Annotated in this window: 16 protein-coding genes; 11 read left to right on the top strand and 5 right to left on the bottom strand. The window is 48.0% G+C overall.

Annotation, left to right across the window (positions count from 1 at the left end; genetic code table 11):
- Positions 1–463 precede the first annotated feature (463 nt).
- From JUF13_RS09055 to JUF13_RS09035, 5 genes are all read left to right on the top strand, one after another.
- Positions 464–3616 (top strand): YhgE/Pip domain-containing protein, encoded by a 3153-nt coding sequence (locus JUF13_RS09055; protein ID WP_225893607.1) that lies wholly within the window; start codon positions 464–466, stop codon positions 3614–3616.
- Positions 3617–3703: 87 nt separating this feature from the next.
- Positions 3704–4207, top strand: coding sequence for a GNAT family N-acetyltransferase (locus JUF13_RS09050; protein WP_203639317.1), 504 nt, complete (start codon positions 3704–3706; stop codon positions 4205–4207).
- A 192-nt stretch (positions 4208–4399) separates the two neighbouring features.
- Positions 4400–5206 (top strand): AzlC family ABC transporter permease, encoded by an 807-nt coding sequence (locus tag JUF13_RS09045; protein ID WP_125763813.1) that lies wholly within the window; start codon positions 4400–4402, stop codon positions 5204–5206.
- A 17-nt stretch (positions 5207–5223) separates the two neighbouring features.
- Positions 5224–5571, top strand: a complete 348-nt coding sequence (locus tag JUF13_RS09040) for an AzlD domain-containing protein (RefSeq protein WP_125763811.1) — start codon at positions 5224–5226, stop codon at positions 5569–5571.
- Between the two features lie 344 nt (positions 5572–5915).
- Complete coding sequence (locus JUF13_RS09035; protein ID WP_203639315.1) at positions 5916–7412, top strand: DUF8451 domain-containing protein; 1497 nt, start codon at positions 5916–5918, stop codon at positions 7410–7412.
- Positions 7413–7599: 187 nt separating this feature from the next.
- On the opposite strand, the gene JUF13_RS09030 is transcribed toward JUF13_RS09035, so the two are convergent.
- From JUF13_RS09030 to JUF13_RS09015, 4 genes are all read right to left on the bottom strand, one after another.
- Complete coding sequence (locus JUF13_RS09030; protein ID WP_203639313.1) at positions 7600–9126, bottom strand: hypothetical protein; 1527 nt, start codon at positions 9124–9126, stop codon at positions 7600–7602.
- A gap of 263 nt (positions 9127–9389) precedes the next feature.
- Complete coding sequence (locus JUF13_RS09025) at positions 9390–10250, bottom strand: hypothetical protein (protein WP_203639311.1); 861 nt, start codon at positions 10248–10250, stop codon at positions 9390–9392.
- A 321-nt stretch (positions 10251–10571) separates the two neighbouring features.
- Entirely contained in the window at positions 10572–11447 is an 876-nt protein-coding gene (locus JUF13_RS09020; protein WP_203639310.1) for a hypothetical protein, read from the bottom strand.
- Positions 11448–12112: 665 nt separating this feature from the next.
- On the bottom strand, positions 12113–13309 hold the full coding sequence (locus JUF13_RS09015; protein WP_203639309.1) for an SAM-dependent methyltransferase: 1197 nt from the start codon (positions 13307–13309) through the stop codon (positions 12113–12115).
- 215 nt (positions 13310–13524) lie between these two features.
- On the opposite strand from JUF13_RS09015, the gene JUF13_RS09010 reads away from it, so the two are divergent.
- The 5 genes from JUF13_RS09010 to JUF13_RS08990 all read left to right on the top strand — a co-directional run bounded on the left by JUF13_RS09010 (position 13525) and on the right by JUF13_RS08990 (position 20247).
- Positions 13525–14427, top strand: coding sequence for a hypothetical protein (locus JUF13_RS09010; protein WP_203639308.1), 903 nt, complete (start codon positions 13525–13527; stop codon positions 14425–14427).
- A 1542-nt stretch (positions 14428–15969) separates the two neighbouring features.
- Positions 15970–16938, top strand: a complete 969-nt coding sequence (locus JUF13_RS09005; RefSeq protein ID WP_225418127.1) for an ROK family protein — start codon at positions 15970–15972, stop codon at positions 16936–16938.
- 986 nt (positions 16939–17924) lie between these two features.
- Positions 17925–19016: an AI-2E family transporter gene (locus JUF13_RS09000; RefSeq protein ID WP_203639307.1), complete on the top strand. Its 1092-nt coding sequence runs from the start codon at positions 17925–17927 to the stop codon at positions 19014–19016.
- A 174-nt stretch (positions 19017–19190) separates the two neighbouring features.
- Positions 19191–19883, top strand: a complete 693-nt coding sequence (locus JUF13_RS08995) for a 2,3-diphosphoglycerate-dependent phosphoglycerate mutase (RefSeq protein WP_125763795.1) — start codon at positions 19191–19193, stop codon at positions 19881–19883.
- Positions 19884–19995: 112 nt separating this feature from the next.
- Positions 19996–20247, top strand: a complete 252-nt coding sequence (locus JUF13_RS08990; protein WP_203639306.1) for a hypothetical protein — start codon at positions 19996–19998, stop codon at positions 20245–20247.
- 101 nt (positions 20248–20348) lie between these two features.
- Here the strand turns inward: JUF13_RS08990 and JUF13_RS08985 are convergent, their stop codons facing one another.
- Positions 20349–21122 (bottom strand): hypothetical protein, encoded by a 774-nt coding sequence (locus JUF13_RS08985; protein WP_203639305.1) that lies wholly within the window; start codon positions 21120–21122, stop codon positions 20349–20351.
- 433 nt (positions 21123–21555) lie between these two features.
- Between JUF13_RS08985 and JUF13_RS14560 the strand changes: the two genes are divergently transcribed.
- Positions 21556–22875, top strand: coding sequence for a leucine-rich repeat domain-containing protein (locus JUF13_RS14560; RefSeq protein WP_308439869.1), 1320 nt, complete (start codon positions 21556–21558; stop codon positions 22873–22875).
- The last annotated feature ends 1 nt before the right edge of the window (position 22876 follow it).

The raw sequence follows: 22876 nt of genomic DNA, 5'->3' as shown, positions 1-22876 counted from the left end.
GGTTTAGAACAAACTGACGGTTGTCGTTTGTGTGAATGGTTTCAATTAAATGTGTAAGTTAAAATCTTCAATCGGAGTGGTTACTCTGGTTGGGGATTTTTTAGTGTGATTGAAGTGTGACTAGTTGTTCAACTGGTAGGAGCCATAGCGGGGCCCCCTGGAAGTCAGAGACAGCCGCAGACCCGGCCCGCTTGATTCAAATCAATGTACCTAGTTGACGCGTGGGATATAATATTTTATGTAGTTAAGCACCAACCTTAAAGGTGTCTGAAATTTATTTTATTTTATAAAAAGTTGGCTAAACGTTGATTTTACACTGTTGGTGGCGATTACGTTAGATTGTTGATGGCGTGTTGTTGTTTTGACAAGTCAAGTATTAATGTGCGAAGATACTGTTTAACATTAGCTGAGAACGCGCAATTTTAAGATTATTTTGAGGAAAAGGGAGTTGGCATTCGTGAACATGATTAAAGGCGAGTGGAATTACATTCGGCACAACCGGTTGATTTTGATCTCCGTGTTGGCCATTATGTTTATTCCATTCCTCTACAGTATCTTCTTTCTGAAATCGGTTTGGGACCCGTACGGTGAAACCGGTGAACTGCCCGTTGCGGTGGTTAACCAGGATAAGCCGGTGACTTACCAAGGCCAAAAATTAAACGTTGGGGATCAAACGATTACCAACTTGAAGAAGAACAAGCAGTTGGGATGGAAGTTCGTTTCCGCTAAGACGGCGGCTGACGGGCTGAAGCACCACAAATACTATACCGTTATTACGTTCCCTAAGAACTTTTCGGCAAACGCTGCGACGGCGCTGAACAAGCACCCGAAGAAGATGACGTTTACCTACAAGACGAACGGTTCCGCCAACTACATCGCTCAGGTTATGAGTGAAGTAGGGTCCTCCAAGCTGGACAGCGAAATTCGTGCCAAGGTGACGAAGGCCTATGCCCAAGCTACCTTTAAGCAAATCTTCGCCGTTGGTAAGGGGATGGACAAGGCTGCCAAGGGGTCCGCTCAGTTGAAGAACGGGACGGTTACCTTGACGGATGGCCTGAACACTTACACGACCGGGGTTCACACGTTGAACAACGGCCTGCAACAAATGAAGACGTCCGTGACGCCATTAGCTACCGGGATTCAAAAATTATCGACCGGGGCGAAGACGTTACAGACCGGTTTAGGCACCTACACGGCTGGTGTGGGACAATTCGCTAGTGGGGTTAATACCTATACTAGTGGGGTTGGCCAATACACTAGTGGGGTTAACCAATTTACCGGTGGTGTCAGCAAACTGAGTGCGGGGATGCCTAAGTTGACCGCCGGGACTTCCCAATTAGCTTCCGGGGCCAAGTCTTTAAAGTCTGGGACTTACACCTACGTTAATGGGGTTTACACGTTGAACTCTGGGGTGAAGACTTTGGGTAAGGGTGTTGGGCCGTTAGCAGATGGTGTTTCTCAGTTGTACACCGGCGGTAAGTCACTGAATAGTGGTTTATCAGAGCTTAGCGGTAATTCTAAAAAACTGAACTCTGGTGCGGGTGAGTTAACCAGTGGCGCTAATCAAGTTTATCAGGGCGTTCTGTCCGTGCAATCGCAACTAAGCGGTTTGACTGCTAAAGATGATAATGGTGACTCGATTGCAGGAGAATTGACAAAAGTTCAAGGCCTGATTCAAAGCATTGCACCATTGAAGAGCAATAAGGCGGTTCAACAAGCAGCGACAGCATTAACACCATCCTTGACAGAATTAGCAAAGGCCAAGCAAGAGCTAGCTGCTGCTACAGAGGCACAAAAGAAGGCAGCTGATGCCCTCAAGAGTAGTGCAGCCCAGGGTTCAACAACTACGACAAATGAAGCGACTGCTAATTCAGACGTTAAGAATGACGCTGCGGCTGCACAAAAAACTGCACAAACCATTATTGCGAATAGCGACGATAGCGAAAAAGTTAAATCTGCAGCCGAAACACTGCAAGGCCAGTTAAAGAGTATTCAAGAGGACGGCACTACGAGCAACAAGGCAGTTACTCAGACTCGTTCAGCTAATTTGACGAGCGAGATTAGTGATTTAGATGCAGCTACACAAGCCGTGACCACTGCTACAGCTAATGTTCAGAAGACACTGGATGGTATTCTGACACAACTGAGCACAAGTGGTATTGATACAGCAACTACGACAGAATTGGCTAATGTTGTATTAGCAGCAGAAAATGTTAATTTTGATAAATTGCAGACGGGATTGTCATCATTACAGTCATTGTCTTCTAATTCTGCTGAGCTTCAAAAACTGGTGGATGGTGCACAACAAGTCAGTCAAGGTGCTTCCACTCTTAATACGGGCCTTGGCCAATATACTTCTGGTGTTGATCAAGCCTTTGCCGGGTCAACTACCTTAAGTAATGGTTTATCAAGTCTTAATAAACAAGTGCCAACCTTAACCGACGGGGTCACCCAGATCATGAATGGGACGGCCAAGTTAGCTAAGAACGGTCCTGCCCTGAAGAGTGGGTCCAAGAAGGTTGCTGCTGGGGCTACGCAATTGAACGGTGGGCTGAAGACGGCCGCTGCTGGTGTGAACCAGTTGAACGCCAATACGGGCAAGTTAACGGCTGCCGGCAACAAGCTCAACGCCAACACGCCTAAGCTGACCGCCGCTGGCAACAAGCTGACTAGTGCTTCTAGCCAACTGACCAACGGTGCCGGTCAATTGACCTCTGGGTTGAACACCTTGAACAGCAAGGTGCCTGCTTTAACCAGCGGGGTCAACCAACTGGCCGATGGCTCACAACAATTGGACGACAACAGCAACAAGCTGATGCAGGGTGCCAACAAGCTCAAGAAGGGGAATGGCACGCTGGCCAAGTCCCTGAAGAGTGGTGCTGATCAACTCAAGGCGCAACCGTTGACCAACAAGACGGCCGACATGTTTGCCGCACCAACGCATTTGAAGCACGAGAGCTACAGCTACGTGCCTAACTATGGTCACGCCTTAGCACCTTACGTGTTATCCGTTGCCCTCTACGTTGGGGCCCTGGTCTTCAACTTTGCCTTCCCAATTCGGAAGGTTTCACGCGAAGGTGGGAGTGCCACTGGCTGGTACTTGAGTAAGGTTTCCATTGGTGCCGCCGAAGGGCTCGCCATGGGTCTGATCGAACCCGTCCTGATGATGTTAGGTGGCTTGAGTGTTGATCACCCAGGTCAAATGATTCTGATTTCCATCTTCTTCGCGGAAGCGTCGATGTTTATCGTCATGTTCCTGTCGATGTTACTGGACAACCCTGGTCGTTTCATCGCCATGGTTCTCCTGATGTTGCAACTTGGTGGTTCCGGTGGGACGTTCCCAATGGAGGTCACCAACCACTTCTACAACGTCGTTCACCCATTCTTGCCAATGACTTACTCAATCCTCGGATTCCGTGAAGCCATTACGTCGGGGATGTCGGGAATGGTCGGTCAAGCCTTATGGGTCTTAGCACTCTTTACCATCATTGGTTTAGCACTGCTCTGGCCAACGATGATTTGGCTGCAGAAGAAGCATCTCATGGGCAAGTCACAACTGGATGATAATCAAAAACTCCAGGCCGTTGAAGACCCAGAGTCGAATTCACATTCATAAAATTTAAAATGGAAGCGTCGTGAAACCACTGGTTTTGCGGCGCTTTTTGCGTATAATCGATTTTATTGAGAGAAATGAGGGATGGATATGTCAGTCACGTTTCGGTTAGCCACCACCGCTGATCAGCCGCGGGTGGTCGAAATTTATAATCAGGCAATTGCCACCAAGGGGAGTACCGCCGACCTGACGCCGATGACGGTTGCTCAGCGTCAGCCATGGTTTCAAGAGTTCTCCGCGGACCACTTTCCGTTGTGGGTCATCGAAGCGGATGGCCAAGTTGTCGGGTTTGTCGGGCTGGAACCCTACAGTGATCGCGTAGCCTACGCGCAAACGGCCGAAATTGCCCTGTATTTGGCGTCTGAGGCGCAGGGCCACCACTTAGGTGGACAAGCCGTGGAATGGGCTGAGAGGGCCGGAAAACGCCTGGGACTGACGACGATTATTTCACGGATCTTTGGCCACAACCAGGCCAGTCGTCATTTATTTGAGAAGCACGGTTATGAACACTGGGGCCATTTGCCAGCGATTGCCGACATGCAGGGCTTCACGGCCGATTTGGAAGTCTACGGCAAGCATTTAACCGACGAGTAAACGATGAAAATTCGCTGGACTTTTTCACAAACCTCTAATCAAACGAGGGGTTAACGGGGCTGACCTTTGCTAAATATCACAACTGTTATATGAAAATGACGTGAAACATGTTAAAATATCATCGTGTGGTTTTATCATGTAAACCCATTAACTTGCTTCATATCTCAGAGTATTCGACGGAGGCAAACATTCTTGAATAAACGACGGCCAAACCCCAAGCAGGTGCCGGACCCCAATGAACCCTTATGGCGGTCGACACTGCGGGTAGCCATGCCCCTTAATTTGAGTTACATTCCGATTGGGCTGGCTTGTGGGATTTTGCTACACGCGGCAGGGTTCAATACCTTACTGACTGGATTAGTTTCGATATTGATCTTTTCTGGTGGGGCACAATTCTTAATTGCCACGATGTTGACCATTAATTCCCCACTACTTTCAATTGTTTTGATGTTGTTCTTTTTGGAATTACGGTATGCATTACTGAGTTCGAGTTTATCGCCTTACTTAAAAGGCCAATCCAATCGCTTTTTATTTGCGTTTGCGATTTCTTTAAACGATGAAAATTACGCCATAAACTACTTAAAATTTGCCACGGATAAAAAGTGGACGGGTAAGGAAGCCCTGATGGTGGAGCACTATTCCTTGCTGTTCTGGGCCGTCAGCAACGTTATCGGGAGTCTGATCGGTAGCACGCTGAAGATTGACCTGGGAGTCGTGAACTTTGCGCTAACGGCGTTGTTCTTGTACATGATTGTGATGCAGATCAAGAACCGCTTGACGATTGCCATTTGTGTGCTTTCTGGGGTGCTGGCAGCGCTCTGCATGATGCTCACCAAGAGTACGTTAGGGCTGGTTATTTCGACGATTATTGCTTCATTGATTGGGTTCTTCCTGGAGACGACGTTGCGCAAACGCTTGCCAGATAGCCACTGGCTGTGGAAACTCCGCAGTCCGGGCTCGAAGAAGTCAACGGTGGAGAGTGAATCGGACGCTGATTAGGATACAGGAGACGCTATATGAATGCAGTTAATACGTGGAACAGTACGCAACACTTTTGGTTGATCATTCTTGGCTTTTGTGTTGCCTTCGTGCCGCGCTTCATTCCCTTAATGTTGTTCACGAAGCGGGCCATTCCCGAATGGTTCAACGAGTGGATGAAGTTTGTGCCGGTTTCATTATTTACCGCGCTGATCGTGAAGGACATCTTCATCGACAGTGCCACTTATCAAATTATCTTTAACCATTTTTCTGAAATGATTGCGGCGGTCATCGTCGTCATCATTGCCTACCGCACGCGCTCCATGATCATTTCGGTGGTCACCGGCTTACTAGCCGTGTTCCTGTTGAGCATGTTTATTGCGTGACGTGGGTTAATTAAATTGAGTTTGTTGTAAGGCGGGGGACTCTCCTCGCCTTTTTGTTTTATTTAGATGGGATGTTGGTATACTGAAGACATGGAAAATAATGGTTGTCTTCAGATTTAAAATGGAAACTTGGTGACTTGAAATTTCCAAAGTATCTGCAGGTTATCTGCATTACTTAATTCTTAACTGAGAAAACAAAGCAGATTAACGCTGATATGACGGGCTTTTAATGGACTCTGTACTTTTCGAGAATCTGCAGGTTATCTGCAGATTGATTCGATGTGATTAATGTGAAGGGTGATTACTACATAAGGGCGTAATGGGGCTTGAGGAGGTAAAAGTCTATGGAATTTGATGAGATTCCCATTGAGAATGAACATCGTGAATATAAGAAGGCCAAGAACGCATTCCCTAAAGAAGCGTGGGAAACAATCTCGGCATTCGAAAATACAGATGGTGGGAGCTTATTCCTCGGTATTGTTGAAAATTCAAATCATTCGTTTGCAGCGGAGGGAGTTAATGAACGTCAGAAAATCTTGGATGATTTTTGGTCTGCAATCAATAAGGGTTTTCTGAGTTATAGTTCCATTTCAAATGAAAGCATAATTGTGTCAGAGCTTGATAGTGGTAAAGCAGTGATTGAGATCAGAGTGGATGAAGCGCCTGACAATAAGAAACCAGTATTTTTGAATAAAGATATCCATCGGACCTTCATTAGGGAGGGGGCTATCGATGGTCAAGCAAAGGGAGAAAACTTAAAGGCGTTAATTCGACTATCACAGGAGAGCCTAGATATTGAGGTGCTTAAGAACTATGGAATTGATGAGCTAAACATGGAAGATGTGAATAGCTACCGTAAAGAGTTGTTAGCACGTGAGACATATAGAAGTTATGAACGTTTTCCAATGCCAGAATTTTTGAGTAAAATCGGCGTTATTTCAAAGGACTTTTCAGGGACTGGTGAGCTAGGTTTAACTGCAGGCGGGTTGCTATTCTTTGGCAACAACAACGCAATTTTACATCGCTTTCCTGATTTTCAATTGGACTACTTTGATAAGACACAGCCTAATCAAGACCGTTGGCGTAAGCGAATATCTTCGATTGAACAGAACCTTAATGTGTATAGTTTCTTTAAAAAGGTGGATGAGTTGCTTCAGGTTTCTGCGCCAGGATCATTTAAGCTGGATGATAAAGGACAGCGAATTGATACATTTGGGGCTATGTCGGTGGCCTTGCGTGAAGGGCTAATAAATATGCTGATGCATGCGGATTACTTTGAGAGAATGCCATTAACGTTGAATAATACCATCAATTATTATGAGTTTACTAATCCAGGAAAAATGAAGATTGCCTCGTCGGACTTTTTTACGACTAACAAATCGCGTAATCGGAACACGGTGATTTCGAAGCTGTTTTTGCAAGCGGGTTATGGTGAACGTGCGGGTCATGGTGGAGAAAAGATTTATGAATCGGCATTGGTTAATGAGTTCAAGTCGCCTGAGATTACTACAGACATCAGTCAAACTTCCTTGAAGATTTGGAAGGTCGATTTAGCCGATTCATTCTCTGGAAAAGAGGTTTCAGATAGAGAACGTAATATCATCAAGGTGATAATCAGTCAGCCAGGAAAGCTACTTTCTCATAAGGATATTGAAAGCCAGACCGGATATTCTCGTTCAGTGGTCAACCAGGAGCTGAGTAAATTGATTGATAAAAAAATTATCGAGCGTACTGGTAAGGCTAGAGCGACGAGGTATGTAATCAGACAAACACAGAATCAGGTTTTAGCTCAATTTCAAGCTATGCCGGACTTGATGCGGCAGATGTTTAAGAAGATGTGACCGATTGAAGGGCATTGAACTGATACTTGTACTTTATCCGGAGAATTTCCTTAGTTTATAAATAATTTGGTTAGTACCTAGATGATGGGACGTATATATTTCGATATGTTTTATGACCTAACTTAAGATAGATGCTATATGAAAAGGCGGAGCTGTGAGTTAGCTCCGCCTTTTTGATTACATTAGGTTATGCGTTTGGGCCTGTTGTTTCTGAGTGGTCAGGATTCTTTTCTGGATTAGTAGGGTTGGATTCATCGGGTTGGGCTGGGGCAGGTTCGGCAGGGACGACTGGATTGATAGGCTTTTTATCATCAGTAGTCGTCGATACGTTGTCATCACCGTTAGAGGCAGTGTTATCGCCAGTGTTGGTGCTGCCGCCGTTAGAATTTGTGTTATCGCCGGTGTTGGTACCATTAGTGTTAGAGCTTGTGCTATCGCCGGTGTTGGTACCATTAGTGTTAGAGTTTGTGCTGTCACCGGTATCGGTGCCGTTAGCGTTAGAGTTTGTGTTATCGCTGGTGATGGTGCCATTAGTGTTAGAGTTTGTGCTATCGCCGGTGTTGGTGCCATTACCATTAGAGTTTGTGTTATTGCTGGTATTGGTGCCGTCACCTGTATTGTTGCCATCGTTAGACCCAGTACCCGTGCCAGGCTGTTCTGGTTGTCCAGTGTTAGGCTGGTCTGGTTTGCTAGGTTTCTCAGGCTTGACTGGATTGGTAGTGCCTGGGTTGGTCGTTCCCGGATTACCAGGTTTTTCAGGCTTGACTGGATTGGTAGTGCCTGGGTTGGTCGTTCCCGGATTACCAGGTTTCTCAGGCTTGACTGGATTGGTAGTGCCTGGGTTGGTCGTTCCCGGATTACCAGGTTTTCCAGGCTTGACTGGATTGGTAGTGCCTGGGTTGGTCGTTCCCGGATTACCAGGTTTCTCAGGCTTGACTGGATTGGTAGTGCCTGGGTTGGTCGTTCCCGGATTACCAGGTTTTCCAGGCTTGACTGGATTGGTAGTGCCTGGGTTGGTCGTTCCCGGATTACCAGGTTTCTCAGGCTTGACTGGATTGGTAGTGCCTGGGTTGGTCGTTCCCGGATTACCAGGTTTCTCAGGCTTGACTGGATTGGTAGTGCCTGGGTTGGTCGTTCCCGGATTACCAGGTTTCTCAGGCTTGACTGGATTGGTAGTACCTGGGTTGGTCGTTCCCGGATTACCAGGTTTCCCAGGCTTGACCGGATTAGTGGTGCCTGGGTTGGTCGTTCCGGAAGTACCGGGTTTTCCAGGCTTGATTGGGTGACTTGGAAGACTTGGCTTGTTTGGCTTTTCCTGCAGGTTTGAGCTTTCAGAAGGTGCGATTGGTTTGCTTGGATGTGAATTTGACGTTGATCCCATATTATTAGTTGCTTTGTGGGTGTAAGTACGTGCCTTTAAGCCCACTTTCGTTGCCTTGAGCTTGAAGTTTAACTTCGTGAGGTTATTGTGCTTAACCGTAAGCGTGAACTTACCATGCTTGTTGGCAGTTGTCGAAGCCTTTTCTCCGTGTTTCAGCTTTAGCAGTTCGATGTGGGATTTTGCTGTCGTATAACCAGTGACCTTGTGTTTCGTGACCTTGACGTGGGTAAACTTAGCAACGGATTGTTGGGTCTTAGCGGCTAGCGCACTAACTTCTCCACCAGTAACGATTGAGACTAACGTAGCGGCCATAACAATCTTCTTCATATCCATAACAAGTATAATCTCCCTTATAACTGTTTTTACCAACTGTTGTGCTGGTGAAATTACTATATCATGAAATGTAGACCAGCAAAAGAAGAGATGAAAATCGATAATAAATGATTGTATGATAAGTGATGGTGGATATCAGTAGAGGTGAGTGGACATGTTTTGAGTATGAAATTGATATTGATCAAAGTCCGTCGTGATTAATATTAGTGTTCTCAAAAGAAAAGGTCGAAGCAGTTTAGCCTCGACCTTTTAAGAGTATTGATTTAGGAACCAGGATGGGATGCAGCCGGAGCAGGTTTAGCTGGAGCCGGTGTTACAATGCTCACGATTTCGTTCCAGTGATTTTGAGCACTAGTGAGATTTTTGTACAGCTCAATTAGCTTCTTATTATCAGAGGTGAGAATCGATCTAATCGCTTCTGCATTAGCTGAATTGTGTAAAATGTTGGTTGTTTCGGCCTCGGTCAAATTACCCTTTTTATCAATTTGTGCTTTCAGAACTTCTTTGATTAATGTAATCTTGTCAGTATCTTCAGATTTAGTACTATCAAGACCTGTCTTTTCATCAAATCTGTTCTGAGCAGTAGTTAAATCTGTTTTAGCTTTCTGAACCTCTTGTTTCACGACGCTCCAGTCTCTAATAGGAACCTTTACATAGTTTGGATGGCTAACATTAGGTTTCTTGTTATCTTTACCCTTTTCAGGTTTCTTATCCGCACTAGAACTATCAGGCTTAACCGAAGCAGGGGCAGTCTGTGTCTCGGTAGTAGCGCCATCATCAATCGACTGCACAGCCTTCTTAACCTTATGCGTGTAAGTCCGGGCCTTCAAGCCAGTCTTAGTGGCCTTCAGCTTAAACTTCAGCTTCGTCAGGTTATTGCTCTTGACCTTCAGCGTGAACTTACCGTGCTTGTTGGCAGTAGCTGAAACCTTTTCCCCGTGCTTCAGCTTCATCAGTTTGACGTGGGACTGGGCGGTCGTGTAGCCTGTGACCTTGTGCTTCGTGACCTTAACGTGCGTAATCTTAGCGACAGAGTGTTGGGTCTTGGCAGCTAGAGCACTAACTTCTCCCCCGGTAACAATCGAAAGCAACGTGGCAGCCATAACAATCTTCTTCATATCCATCTTAAATATAATCCCCTTTATATCTTAGTTGGCCAACTATTCTGCTGGTTGAAGCTACTATAGCATGGGGGTCGCTCCGGCAAAAGCAGAGATGAAAATCAATGAAAAAGGTTCATACAATTAGCCGTACAAATCACCAATGGTGACGGCAATCCAGGGGCCACACGTTTTCACAATAAATACAGTTGTGTCAAAAATTAATAAATGGGTATGTAAAAATAGCTAAACGGATATGAGCCAGCTAATAGGGGAGACCAAAGCAAAAAGCACACAGCCCCCACCGTGTGCTTCGTCCTCATTTCCCCCCAAATAGTGTGTTGCTTACCTAATCTCCTCTGGCACATAGGTCTTATCTAGTGATTCCAGCTCGTCTATTAGACTGCTGAGCTTCGTCCGCGCGTCTTCCAATGGAATCAGATACTTGTACAACTCGGCGCGTTCGTCCTGTGCCGCGATGATGGTAGCGTTGAGCCTGGCAATCTCCTGCTTAGCTGATTGGATTTTCGCCGCATCTTGCCTGGCGATGGCGTCGGCTAAATCTTTTTTGACGACGTCACGATTGGCTCTTTGGTTAAGGATGATAGTGCCGCATGCCGCAATCCGATTGGACGTCGGCGCTAACTGCTGCGTCAGCCGAAGATATTCTGCCTTAGCTGCTGCGATTTCTGCGCGCTTGGCCAGAATCAGTTTAGACACGTTGGCCCCAGTATCCGCGGCATTCCCCCCAGAATTACCGCTGGTGCTGGGCCGATTATTGCTCGTCGACTGAGTAGGCCGCGTTGGTTTGACGGGCTTCCCCGGTTTGGCAGGTGCTGGCTTGGTTGGCGTGCTTGCCACCTGATTAGCCAACGCCTGCGTGACCGCCTTATTGATCTGCTGGCTGGTAAACGTCCGCGACCGATACCCCGGCTTCGAAGCGGCCAGCTTGAATTTCAACTTCCCCAAGTTTTGATGCTTCAAGCTGAGTTTGAACTTGCCGAGATGATTGGTCCGGCCACTCGCCAACGACTTCCCCCGAGCGTTGAAGAGCTGGACCTTAGCGTTTTTGGTCGTTTTGCCAGTCAGAGTGTGTTTGGTCACCCGGACCTGAGTGAGCTTGCCAATGGTCTTGGTTGCGGCCAGCGCGCTGATTTCCCCGCCGGCGGCAAGCGTCACAGCTGTTGTCAGTAACAGCGCTTGCTTAATCCCCGTAATCATATGAAGTCTCCTTACTCTTTAGTAGGCACAATTTAATTGTGTACCCAGAGTTTATCATGAAAACCAAGCCGAAAAAAGGACAACTGAAAATCACAAACAACGGTTGAGGGCCATCACTTCACTAAATGTGAGATTGAGGAAATCTGAACTAGACGGTAAATGAAACGATTACATAAAGTGCCATTTTCACAATCTGGATATTAAAAACTTTGTGAAATTATGGTTTCGAGAACCATGACGAGACATGTAAGCCTGATGAAAATACGTTATCAAAGTCCGCAGACATAGTTATGAAAACTAGATGGTTGTATTTTCAATGAATCTGGCAAAATAACACAGCGTAACGAAGAAGGGGCGGGTATTTGGGCCCAACGAGTGTTAGCCGCAAGGCTGGTGAAAATGGCCTAAGCCGTGGGAATTCAGTAAGCGGGCCAGCCCGCTTACTGAATTGGTAGCTTTGAGACTCGTCCTGTGAGGCTCAAAGTAAGTCCAGAGACCGCTCCATGGCTCTGGACGTCCGCCCCAGCGTTCCAGGCCATTTTCACCAGCCTGGAGGCGATGGCCAGGCACCAAGCTAAACGCAAAAAACACCCGCCAACCGGTGATCAATCCGGTTAGCAGGTGTTTTTTAGTCGAGTGATCCGCGGTCACCCGAGTCATTTGAATTAGTTAGCGACCTTGTCGTGGGTCTCATCGTACATGTAGTCCCGCGTCATTGGCAGCATCCGGGCAGAAGGGCCCTTCGAAATCAAATATTGAATCACGTCAATATTACCAGACTTGAAGGAAGCCGCGCAAGCCTGCAGGTAAAGATCCCACATGCGCACGAAGTTTTCGTCAAACATCTTGGCAACTTCATCGCGGTGGGCGTTGAAGTTATCATCCCAAATTTCCACCGTCTTTTGGTAGTGACGGCGCAGGGGTTCCATATCATCAATTTGTAAGCCGCTTTCGATGATGTGCGTGGTGTTTTCAATCAAGCCGGGCACGTAGCCACCTGGGAAGATCCATTTGTTCAACCAACCATTGTTGGCCCCACCTTGTTGACGGGTAATCCCGTGAATCAAGGCGACACCGTCGTTCATCAGGTACTTTTGAACGCAGTCGAAGTATTGGCCCAAGTTTTCTTGACCAACGTGTTCAAACATCCCAACGGAAGTGATGTAATCCCATTGTTCGTTGCCCAATTCCCGGTAGTCTTCCAGGCGAACTTCGGCGACGTCTTCGAGGCCTTGGTCCTTGATTTGTTGGTTCACGTAGTCGAATTGTTCTTGGCTCAACGTGATCCCGGTAACGTGCAGACCGTAGTCTTTGGCTGCCGTCAACATCAGGGTACCCCAGCCACAACCAATGTCCAAGAGGGTCTTGCCCGGTTGCGGGTTCAACTTCTTGATGATGTGGTGGACCTTGTTCATTTGCGCCGTGTAGAGGCTATCCTCCGGCGTTTTGAAGTAGGCACAGGAATACGTCATGGTGTCATCCAACCATAAGTTGTAGAAATTATTACCGATATCATAATGGTTTTGAACGTCGGTGATACTTTCCTTTTCCGTGTGTTTTTGTTTAGGTAAGAAATGAATGAACTTCTTATTGTGGAAGAAACTGTCGGCATTTTCGTAAGCGGCCGTCAGTAAGTCTTCGATGCTCCCATCGATTTCGATGGTGCCGTCCATGATGGCTTCACCCAGCGCGATGGACGCGTTGCGGGAGATTTCCTTGACCGGAATGGCCTCGTGGAAGGTGATCGTGATGTCGGGAGTGCCAGTCCCATAGACATCGGAAGTCCCGTCCCAATAGTTAACGCGAACGGGGATGTTGAAAGTGTGACTCAGAAACGTTTTGTAAAATGTTTTTTCAAGCATGACAGGGGTCCTTTCCGGTTTTCTAGGTTTGAATTTGGACACAAAGAAAATAAAATTCACTTGGTCATTATACGCCTTTAAGTGGGTAAAGGGTAAGGGGGAGGTTTGGTGAAAGCGGTTAACATTAATTTGCGATTAGTCCGCGGTAAAATTGGGGGTTTCATTCAGCTTGCATGGTATAATGGAGATACAATTAACCAGCGGAGGTCTTTCATTTGAAAAAATGGGTATGGGTCGTGGCAACAATCGTTGTGGCACTGCTGATTGGCGGGTACGCGTATTCCAATCATCACGCGACAGCCAAGGAGTACCAAGCGGCAATGGCCAACGGTCGGACTGCCATTCAAGATAAACATTATACGCAAGCGGAAAGTTATTTCCAAAACGCTTTAAAGCGGCGGCTGAACGATAAGCCAGCCCAACGCTACTTAACGCAAACGCAACGCTTCGTGTCAGCGGAAAATGCGCTGGACGATTTGAAATTTGCTAGCGCAGCGGACCACTATGCCGAGGTCAAGCACACGACTAACGCATCCACGGTGCTGGTCAAGCGCGCAACCACCCAGGCCAAATTGGTCAAGGGAATTCGCGCCAACGTTAAACAATTTAAGCAGATTTTGGAGACGGCTTCGGGCCAGAACCAAGCGTTGAACTACGGGCAATCGAACACCACGTTGGATGAGCTCTTCAACAACGCCAAGTTCCGCCAGAAGTACTACAAGAACCTGTACGATCAAGCCTTAGCCCTGCGCAAGGCCAACAATGCCGGGCAAACGTCGGCAGCCTCGAGTGACAGCAGTAGTAGTTCCTCGTCGTCAACGGCGTCCAGCAGTAGCAACACCGGTGCCACCAACAGTTCCAACGCGTCATTGACGTCGTCAGAACAGTCAGCGGCCAACAATTATTCCGGTAGCAACGAATACACGGTCACGCAAAAGCAAAAGGAGCTGGACGGCAAGACCATCACGGCCGGCCAAATCACCAGTGCCCGCAAGACCATCAACGCGGCCGGTGGCCAGGCAGACGCCATGAGTGATCAAGACGTCCGGGTCGCTTTACAAACGGCCAGCAAGAAGGGTATCTCCCTCACCAAGTACACGGAACAGTATCTGAAGTAGGTCTTGGTGGTCGAGGACCTAGATTGTGCGTTGCCAGCGCCTTACCGGACGGGGCAAATAGGCCGGAACGCTGGGGGTAGGACGGCTGAAGCCAAGAGGCGGTCTCCGGACGTGCAGTGTGAAACACGGGAGAACTAGTTCTCAAAGACACCAATGGTCTAAGCGGCGCATACGCCACTAAGACCATTCCCCCGGCTGAGTTTATTTTCGCCGCCCTCACGGCTGACAGTGGGGTTCGACCACCAAGGTGGCGACTTCAGTTTCTGTTCGTGACGGTGGGTTGGTATGTTTTGTAATGAATGTGATAATTTAATTTGATTTTGGAGAGCGTCTTGCATCGACTATTGTTGGTGCGAGACGTTCTTTTTATTTTAGCTGGAGTATGATTGGCCAATTGATTATGTGATGATCAGTGTCGTATGGACCATGATGGCCACGGGCTAAACCAGTGTCAGCCGCAGGGGTGGTGAAAATGAGCTTAGCCGTGGGAGTTCCCTTAGTGGCGGGTTGGGCCGCTTAGGGAACTGCTATCTTTGAGACGTGGTCTTCGGCTCAAAGTAAGTCTGGAGACCGTCCTTTGGCTCCAGACGGGCGCCCACCGCGTTCCGGTCTCATTTTCACCGCCCCGGAGGCGATACAGAGACTACAATAAATATAGAAGTGGTGATTGGCCATTAAGAAATTTGGTGGTCGTTGCCACGGAGCCGGAGGCAGCTGGGCATGGAGACGGCTGTGTCGGTGGTGTTAGACTGGGTGGGCTTTTCCCAGCCTTACAGCACGGGACGACTTTGGAAACTCGCGGGCCTTAGCGAGGTTTCAAAGCGAGGTGGAGGACCGCTCCTCAGGCCGGAACCGTGCCCCACAGCAGGCGCAATGCCCAGAGGCCGCAGGCGGAGTACATTCAACGACCGCCAGAATGGATTAATGCAAAAAGAGTTAAGCTGATTAAGTAAGAAACCTTACCATTTCCAACGATTCGGGGTCAAAACTTGACATGTAAGGTAGGTTAGTAAACAAATCGGTTAATCAACTGATTGGCTAAATGACTAATACATTTAGTGATTTCACGAGCTGTATCCCAATAGGCATGCGGTTTGTCGGGAATATTCCTTAAAAAACCGCCAAAAAATTCACGAGTCGTTTTCCATGCTATATTCGTTAGGAGGATTTACTATATAGTTAGAATCAGAATCTACAAGGGGGGTTAGGTAACGCGACCCCCGCAAATAGCGGGTGAGCACCAATCTTGGGGGATGGGGCAACCTAAACTGATTTGATTCCCGAATCGCCACAAGCTATTTTTAGGGGCACGTTATCAAGAAAATTATGATTATCAACAAACACATTATGCGCACCACCAATGAGAAACAGGTTTTGCAGCAGATTGTGAATGCTGGCCCGATTTCGCGGAGCCAGATATCACGAAATCTTAGTTTGAATAAAGTTACGGTCTCGGATATTTATAGTCAGTTACTTCATGAAGGGTTGATCCGTGAGGTTGGTCACGGCGTAAGCACCCGGAATGGTGGGCGGAAGCCCGTTATGGCATTACTAAACGTGGGGTATGGTTATGTCATCAGTATCAACATTTTACGTTCTCGCTTCTCAATGATCACTTGCAGATTGGACGGGCGGTCTGAGAACTACGAAAGCGTGTCGACCAGAGACGTTGATCTGACGTCCGTGTTAGATATGATCGACGAACGTATCGCCAACATCATGGCGGCAAGCCAGACCCGGTTATTAGGTATCGCGTTTGGCTTGGATGGCACGATTTATGAGAATCAGATTTTAGGCGCCTCACTGAAGGGCTTTAAGAACTTTGATTTGGCAAAATACTTTAGTGATAAATTCCAGGTGCCGGTGGTCTTGGAAAACTTGGCCAACGAGTCCGCAATTTACGAACGGGACTTCTCCGGCGAGGGCGTTTATCAAAACCTGATTTCGGTCACGATTCGTGATCAAGTTTCGGCCGGAATCATTACGGAAGGTCACCTGTATCGGGGGCACAACGGCGAGGCCGGCAACATCGGTAACTGTCCGTTAGCTGACCGGTATAAAGAAGATAATATGGAAACGGTGAACCACTATGTCGCGGAGGGCAACGTCTTACAACGGATCATGGCCTACCAAAACATTGACCGGGTCGACGTCAACCGAATTCGGCGCGATTACCTGGGTCACCGGCCAGAACTGTTGTCCATTTTGGACGAGTTTGCCTACTACCTGAGCAAGGTTCTGGGTAACCTGTCCAGCACGTTCGCTCCAGACGCCATCATCGTCAATGCCCCAATTTTGGAGCTGTTGCCAGAACTGATGGATCAGGTACGTGACTACGTGGGCAAGTTAGAAATTTTAAGAAAAGCACCTTTGCTGTTAACCAAGAACTCCAAGGAAGCCTCACTGATGGGTGGCGCGTCAGCCATCATTCACCGGGCGCTGGCCTTGGACGACTTACAACTGACCTTTAGCAATCAGCGGTCGGCAGTCTTAGAGGGAGTCGAAGCATAACGAAAACGAAACGGCATACGTAAGGGCTTCTGTTCATCGCGGACAGAAGTTTTTATTTTGCCCTGAAACTAGTCGTTGATGGCGCCTTACCGGGCGGGGCAAATAGGCCGGAACGCTGGGGGGAGGACGGCTGAAGCCAAAGAGCGGTCTTCAGCCTCGCTTTGAACCTCGAAGATCACGAGTTTCAAAGTCGCCATTTATAATTAGTCAGCTTTGCTGGCTAATTATAAATCCCCCGGCTGAGCCTATTTGCCCCGCCCTCCCGGCTTGGACTGGTTTTAAGGGCAAATAAATTGGTGCCTCTCTTCAGGGTAGGGAGTTGTTCAACGTTAGTCAGCGGACGGCTGTTGAGTGAGTTACGTTGAGGCTAATATTTAGCTGAAAAATAATCTTGGCCTCGGCACAGTAAACGAGTTGGTCAGTCTGAGTGACCAGAGGCGGGTCAACCTGAACAGCTGCGTCGATGGCATTAGCTGAAGGGGCTGCTTCAGCTTAGGCCATGGGTCGACCTTGGAAACTCGCGATTCTTAGCGAGGTTTCAAGGCGAGGTGGAAGCCCGTTTCGCAGGCTGGAACCGTACCCCACAGCAGGGCAGGTTGAACCCGCCGCCGGGAACGAATGCCAGAATGGACGCGCCAACCGTAGTCGTTTACGAACCGAAACAAATTCGCTGGGCACCACCCAACTTGAGCCGGAGGCAGCCAGGTACAGAGCCTGCTGTGTCGGTGGTGTTGGACCGAGGGGGCTGCTCGGCCCTACAGCACGGGACGACTTTTGAGACGCGTGGGCTTCGCGGCTTAAAAGCGAGCTGGAGGACCGTTCCTCAGGCCGGAAGCGGGCCCCACAGCTGGTGGCGTACCTGGAGGCCGCAGGCGGCATGGCTTCGTAGAACTCGTCAGCCAGCGAATATTTTCCAGGTAAACTGCTAGGGAATCTGGCGAGATACGGTATAATAAAGCTATTGAATGGATGGGGGAGATTCACAAGTGAGTGTATGGCAACGCTTCGTAGAAAATGTCCGGCTCCGGCGATTCACGGTGCTGGCGCTGATTATCTTTGTCCTGTGGCTGATCAGAGCGGAAATGAACATGATTCTACTGACGTTTATTTTCACGTTTTTGGTGCTGCAGCTGGTCAAGGCGGTGCGCAAGGTCGTTAAATTACCGCCGGCGTTAATCGTCACGGTGACCTACGTCGTCATCATTGGCGGCCTGTATTGGGCGGTCACGACCTATTTACCACAGATTTTGAATTCGTCGATGCACGGTATTGAACAGTTGTTTAAGTTCTACCAGAATCCGAAAAATGACAGCAACGAAATCATCAGTTACGTGGCGAACTACATCAAGACGTCCGACATTGTGAGCCAACTGCAAAATGGCGCTAAGCTAGTCTTGACGTACGTTTCCACGATTGGCTCGTTCGGGGCGACGCTGTTTATGTCAATGATCTTGAGTTTCTTCTTCACGATTGAAAGTAAGCAGATGGGCGAGTTTTCCAAACGCTTCCTGACCAGTACGTACGGCTGGTTTTTTGAGGATATCAACTTCTTCGCGACCAAGTTCGTCAACACGTTTGGGGTCGTGCTGGAAGCGCAGTTCTTCATTGCCCTGTGTAACACCGTGATCACCACGATTGTGCTGGCCTTCATGGGGATGCCGCAGCTGCCAACGCTGGCGATTATGATCTTCATCCTGAGCCTGATTCCCGTGGCCGGGGTCATCGTGTCCGTGGTGCCGCTGACGATTCTGGGCTATTCGGTCGGCGGGTTCCGCTACGTGGTCTACATCCTAGTGATGATCGTCGTGGTCCACGCGCTGGAGGCCTACGTGCTGAATCCCAAATTCATGTCGAGCAGAACAGAACTCCCCATCTTCTACACCTTTGTGGTGTTGTTAGCGGGTGAGCAACTGTTTGGCGTTTGGGGCCTGATCGTTGGGGTGCCAATCTTCACCTTCTTCCTGGATATCCTGGGTGTCCGACCGGTCCATGGCCTGCACCAGCCACCCCACGTGGACGTGCAAAAATTACGTGAAATTCGGCGCAATTACGGTCCGAATAGTGATAAAAAAGAGTAAATGAACGTGGCGCAGCCGAAATGGTGAGCGCCACTTTTTGTTAGGTTGCGGGTGCTCTGAGAGTTCTCACAGAAGAAAACGGTTTCATGTAAAGAACCACACAATTTAGCTGAAATTCGCGGCTAGATGGTGTAAAATGACAAAGTATTCTACGACAGAAAGAGGTTATAAGTGATGGCAAAATTAGTATTGATTCGCCACGGCCAAAGTGAATGGAACTTGGCAAACAAGTTCACTGGTTGGGTTGACGTTGATTTAAGCGAAAAAGGTGTCGAAGAAGCTAAGGCAGCTGGGAACAAGATCAAGGAATCTGGCTTGAAGTTCGACTACGCTTACACGTCAGTTCTGAAGCGGGCAATCAAGACGTTACACTACGTTTTGGAAGAATCCGACCAACTTTGGATTCCAGAAACCAAGACTTGGCGTTTGAACGAACGTCACTACGGTGCTTTGCAAGGTTTGAACAAGAAGGAAACCGCTGAAAAGTACGGCGATGACCAAGTCCACATCTGGCGTCGTTCTTACGATGTTTTGCCTCCACTTTTGGATGCAGACGCTGAAGGTTCAGCTGTTAAGGACCCACGTTACGCTAACTTGGACCCTAACATCGTACCCGGTGGTGAAAACTTGAAGGTTACCCTGGAACGTGTAATGCCATTTTGGGAGGACCAAGTGGCTCCTAAGTTGCTTGATGGCAAGAACGTCATCATCGCAGCCCACGGTAACTCATTACGTGCTTTAAGCAAGTACATCGAACGGATCTCCGACGATGACATCATGGACCTCGAAATGGCTACTGGTGAACCAGTTGTCTACGACTTCGATGACAAGTTAAACATGACTAACAAGACGAAGTTGGGCAAGTAGTCCTTCTGAATCGAAGCCGCCTCGCACATGGGGGGCGGCTTTTTCGTGGCCTAAAACTGGCTATCAGTATAGATAATTCGCAGCTAACCCATAAAGAGAAAAGAGATTGAATTTGGCAAACAAAGAAGTATCACAAATTGAAATGATGAAGATTATTGCACTGTTTAGAAAAGAAGGATTCAAGGGTGAGTACGAAACGTTCCAACGCATCAGCGGTACCGACCGTGAATTCTTCGTGGTCATGAGTAATGAACAGGGAATCAAGGCGCTGTTCCGGGCAAGCCTAATGCTCAACGCCGTTGAATTTCAGTACGTGCTGGATGACAAGCATACGTTTGTGACGGAAGATGCAGACGCTAGCTAAATAGTCGAGAACGCCAAATAGGACTAGCCCACAGTTGAGGGGCTGGTCCTATTTGACGTTCATTTATTTAACGAGATTTCAAAGACGACTTAAGTGTTGGATTACTTTGCTGGGGCCAAGAAAATAGCCGCATCTCCTTGATTGACGCCTTCGCCATAACCATCTTCGGTTTGCACGCGGACACCAATGTGCCAGCCACGGTACTGGGCCCGCTTAGCAGCTGGGTAGCCAGCCTGCGTCAACAGGTTTTGATAATTTTGCGTGTCCATGGTCGTAGACGAGTTACTCAAGTGAATGTAGGTTTCACCGGCTGGCACCGTTGGCGATTGCTCACCATCGTCAGTGTAAACGACGCTCCCCGCCTGATTAGACAATTTTTGGTCGACCGTCGTTCCTGGGAATAAGCTCAAGATTTCTTGAATTAGGGTGTTTTCATTTGCGATTGGCAAATTTTCCGCTGGATCAGCTGGGTTGGTCTGAGTCGTCACCGTAGATGAAGCTGGCTTTTTCGCAGTGGCTGATGTTAAATAGCCCCGCCAAATCCAACCTTGAAGGGTCCCATCGCCACTCTTGACGTGATAGTAAATGGCATTAACACCCTTATTTTTTTCGTACAGTTTTTCGTGAGCATCCGTATACCAGATAACGGTGGGGGTCACGTCATTATTACTATAACGAATCCCCAGGTGCTTTGAATAACGCGCCCCGGTAGTGGCCATCAGAGCATGACGTTTCATGCTTTTACGCCAAACCAAGCGGACGGACTTGGACCGAGCCGCTGAATACTGACTGTTCGCGGAAACTGTGACACTGGTTGCCCCTAAAACGCCAGCTCCAACTCCCAAAACCATTAGTGCTTGTATAACTTTTTTCATAAGTAATTTTCCTCCCATTACCCCTAAAAACAATCTGACTAATCTCCGATGTACTTTGGTTGCAAGCTTACTTACTGGCAATCACTCACCATTTTAGAACTAAAGCAGCGGGGTGACAAGCACACGTTTGTGAAGGGAAAATTGCGTAGAAGAAAGCAAGTAAAACTGGCTAGACGCAGCCGAAAATTCGCAAATTTTGGAGGACAGATTGGCAAAACAAGTACAACGCTCCATCGAATGATTATAGGCTACAATCAATTGGTGTCGAAGCAGATTACCAATTAGATACAATATAAAATGTTAATGACCTATAGAAAAGCAAAATGAATTTCGATATACTAAAATCAACTCACAACAGATGAGTAATCATTATTATTCTGGGGTAATCAATGGTAGTCAGTAACCATTACCACAGGTTCAGGAGGATTTTGACATGCATTGGGGAGCAGAAGCCAGTCGACACCAAGCCACACGACACATTAAAAGCTGGATGGTCACCGCAGTTATTTTAACCGAAATTGGTGGGCCACTCATCACACCGGTGAGGGCCCTAGCGGCGACCCCCGCGACGGCCGAACAGACTCTGGAAAATCGTTCAGGGGAGGCACTCTTGGGGAGCTCGTCTTCAGCGGACAGGCTGAGCGAAAACAGTGGCAGTGAATCAAGGCTGCCGGCAACGGAAGTCACCGAGCCCACAACGGTTGAGTCGAGTACCGTGGCCACTCATGAAACGGCGACAACGGAAACCGGGGTCAAACCAAAGAAACCTGACACACCGAAGCCGGCTGTTGTTGGGGTTGACCGACCACGTGAGACCAGTAAACAAGTTGCCGAGTCAATTGACCAGTGGATGCCAAATAAACGGCTCCAAAGGGCAATCTTTTATCAATTGATCCATCTCATTCCTGTCCCGGATGATGACAAGACCTGGCAGTCGATCGCCGACATCACGAAGGCCGACATGAAACGGTTGAAGGCATTATTTATCGGTTATTACGGCGGTGAGAATGGTGAGTCGACCTACAACCCAGGCGGCGAAGAATACCGGCTGGATGGACTGGAGTACGCTACTAATTTGGAAACCCTTATGATGGGCGGCGGGGGCACGGATGAAGCGCCCTATCAAAATTTTGGCAATATCAAGAACCTTTCGCCGTTAAAAAAACTGACTAGCCTAAAAACCTTATGGTTGAGCAATAACCAAATCAGTGATGTAACGCCGTTGGCGGGACTAACTAATCTCACGGAGTTACGGCTTCATGATAATTTCATCGCGGATTTTTCAAGTCTGAAAAACATTCCGGCCGATGTCAGTGACAATCAGACATATCAGTACATATTTCCAGATCCCATCAAGGTGAACTCATGGACGCGTAAAGCCCATTTGACTATTCCAATTCACTTACAGAACGGCGAGCTAGCCACGGGTGTCGACCAGCACCTTGAGGATATGTATTTGGTCCACAATTATGAGGGTGGCGCCTTGGGTCACGGCGGTGAGGGCGTTACTTTTTGGTACACCCAGGGTGGCGCGGTCACGGAAGATGGCAAGGGAGGACTCGACTTTGCGAATATTCGTGACCAAGCGCAGTTTCCCGAGGGTGGCGATCAGGCCGGTAATTATTATTTTTTAATTGGGAAGTATGTGATAGGCAAAGATCCTGTTCACAGATACTCTTTTCTACGGCTTGTCAATAAGAATGTTGTTAAATTAACGATTTACAGTGAAGTGTTTCGGGTATTGGTTAGGTGAC

Origin of the sequence: Levilactobacillus wangkuiensis (genome assembly GCF_016861605.1) — a bacterium.
In the GTDB taxonomy this organism is placed as follows: domain Bacteria; phylum Bacillota; class Bacilli; order Lactobacillales; family Lactobacillaceae; genus Levilactobacillus; species Levilactobacillus wangkuiensis.
This window is presented reverse-complemented; position numbering and strand designations above follow the sequence as displayed.

Coding starts and splice junctions, on each gene's coding strand:
- JUF13_RS09055 (WP_225893607.1), top strand. CDS start 464: ATGATTAAAGGCGAGTGGAATTACATTCGGCACAACCGGTTGATTTTG.
- JUF13_RS09050 (WP_203639317.1), top strand. CDS start 3,704: ATGTCAGTCACGTTTCGGTTAGCCACCACCGCTGATCAGCCGCGGGTG.
- JUF13_RS09040 (WP_125763811.1), top strand. CDS start 5,224: ATGAATGCAGTTAATACGTGGAACAGTACGCAACACTTTTGGTTGATC.
- JUF13_RS09035 (WP_203639315.1), top strand. CDS start 5,916: ATGGAATTTGATGAGATTCCCATTGAGAATGAACATCGTGAATATAAG.
- JUF13_RS09030 (WP_203639313.1), bottom strand. CDS start 9,126: ATGGATATGAAGAAGATTGTTATGGCCGCTACGTTAGTCTCAATCGTT.
- JUF13_RS09025 (WP_203639311.1), bottom strand. CDS start 10,250: ATGGATATGAAGAAGATTGTTATGGCTGCCACGTTGCTTTCGATTGTT.
- JUF13_RS09020 (WP_203639310.1), bottom strand. CDS start 11,447: ATGATTACGGGGATTAAGCAAGCGCTGTTACTGACAACAGCTGTGACG.
- JUF13_RS09015 (WP_203639309.1), bottom strand. CDS start 13,309: ATGCTTGAAAAAACATTTTACAAAACGTTTCTGAGTCACACTTTCAAC.
- JUF13_RS09005 (WP_225418127.1), top strand. CDS start 15,970: ATGGCATTACTAAACGTGGGGTATGGTTATGTCATCAGTATCAACATT.
- JUF13_RS08995 (WP_125763795.1), top strand. CDS start 19,191: ATGGCAAAATTAGTATTGATTCGCCACGGCCAAAGTGAATGGAACTTG.
- JUF13_RS08985 (WP_203639305.1), bottom strand. CDS start 21,122: ATGAAAAAAGTTATACAAGCACTAATGGTTTTGGGAGTTGGAGCTGGC.
- JUF13_RS14560 (WP_308439869.1), top strand. CDS start 21,556: ATGCATTGGGGAGCAGAAGCCAGTCGACACCAAGCCACACGACACATT.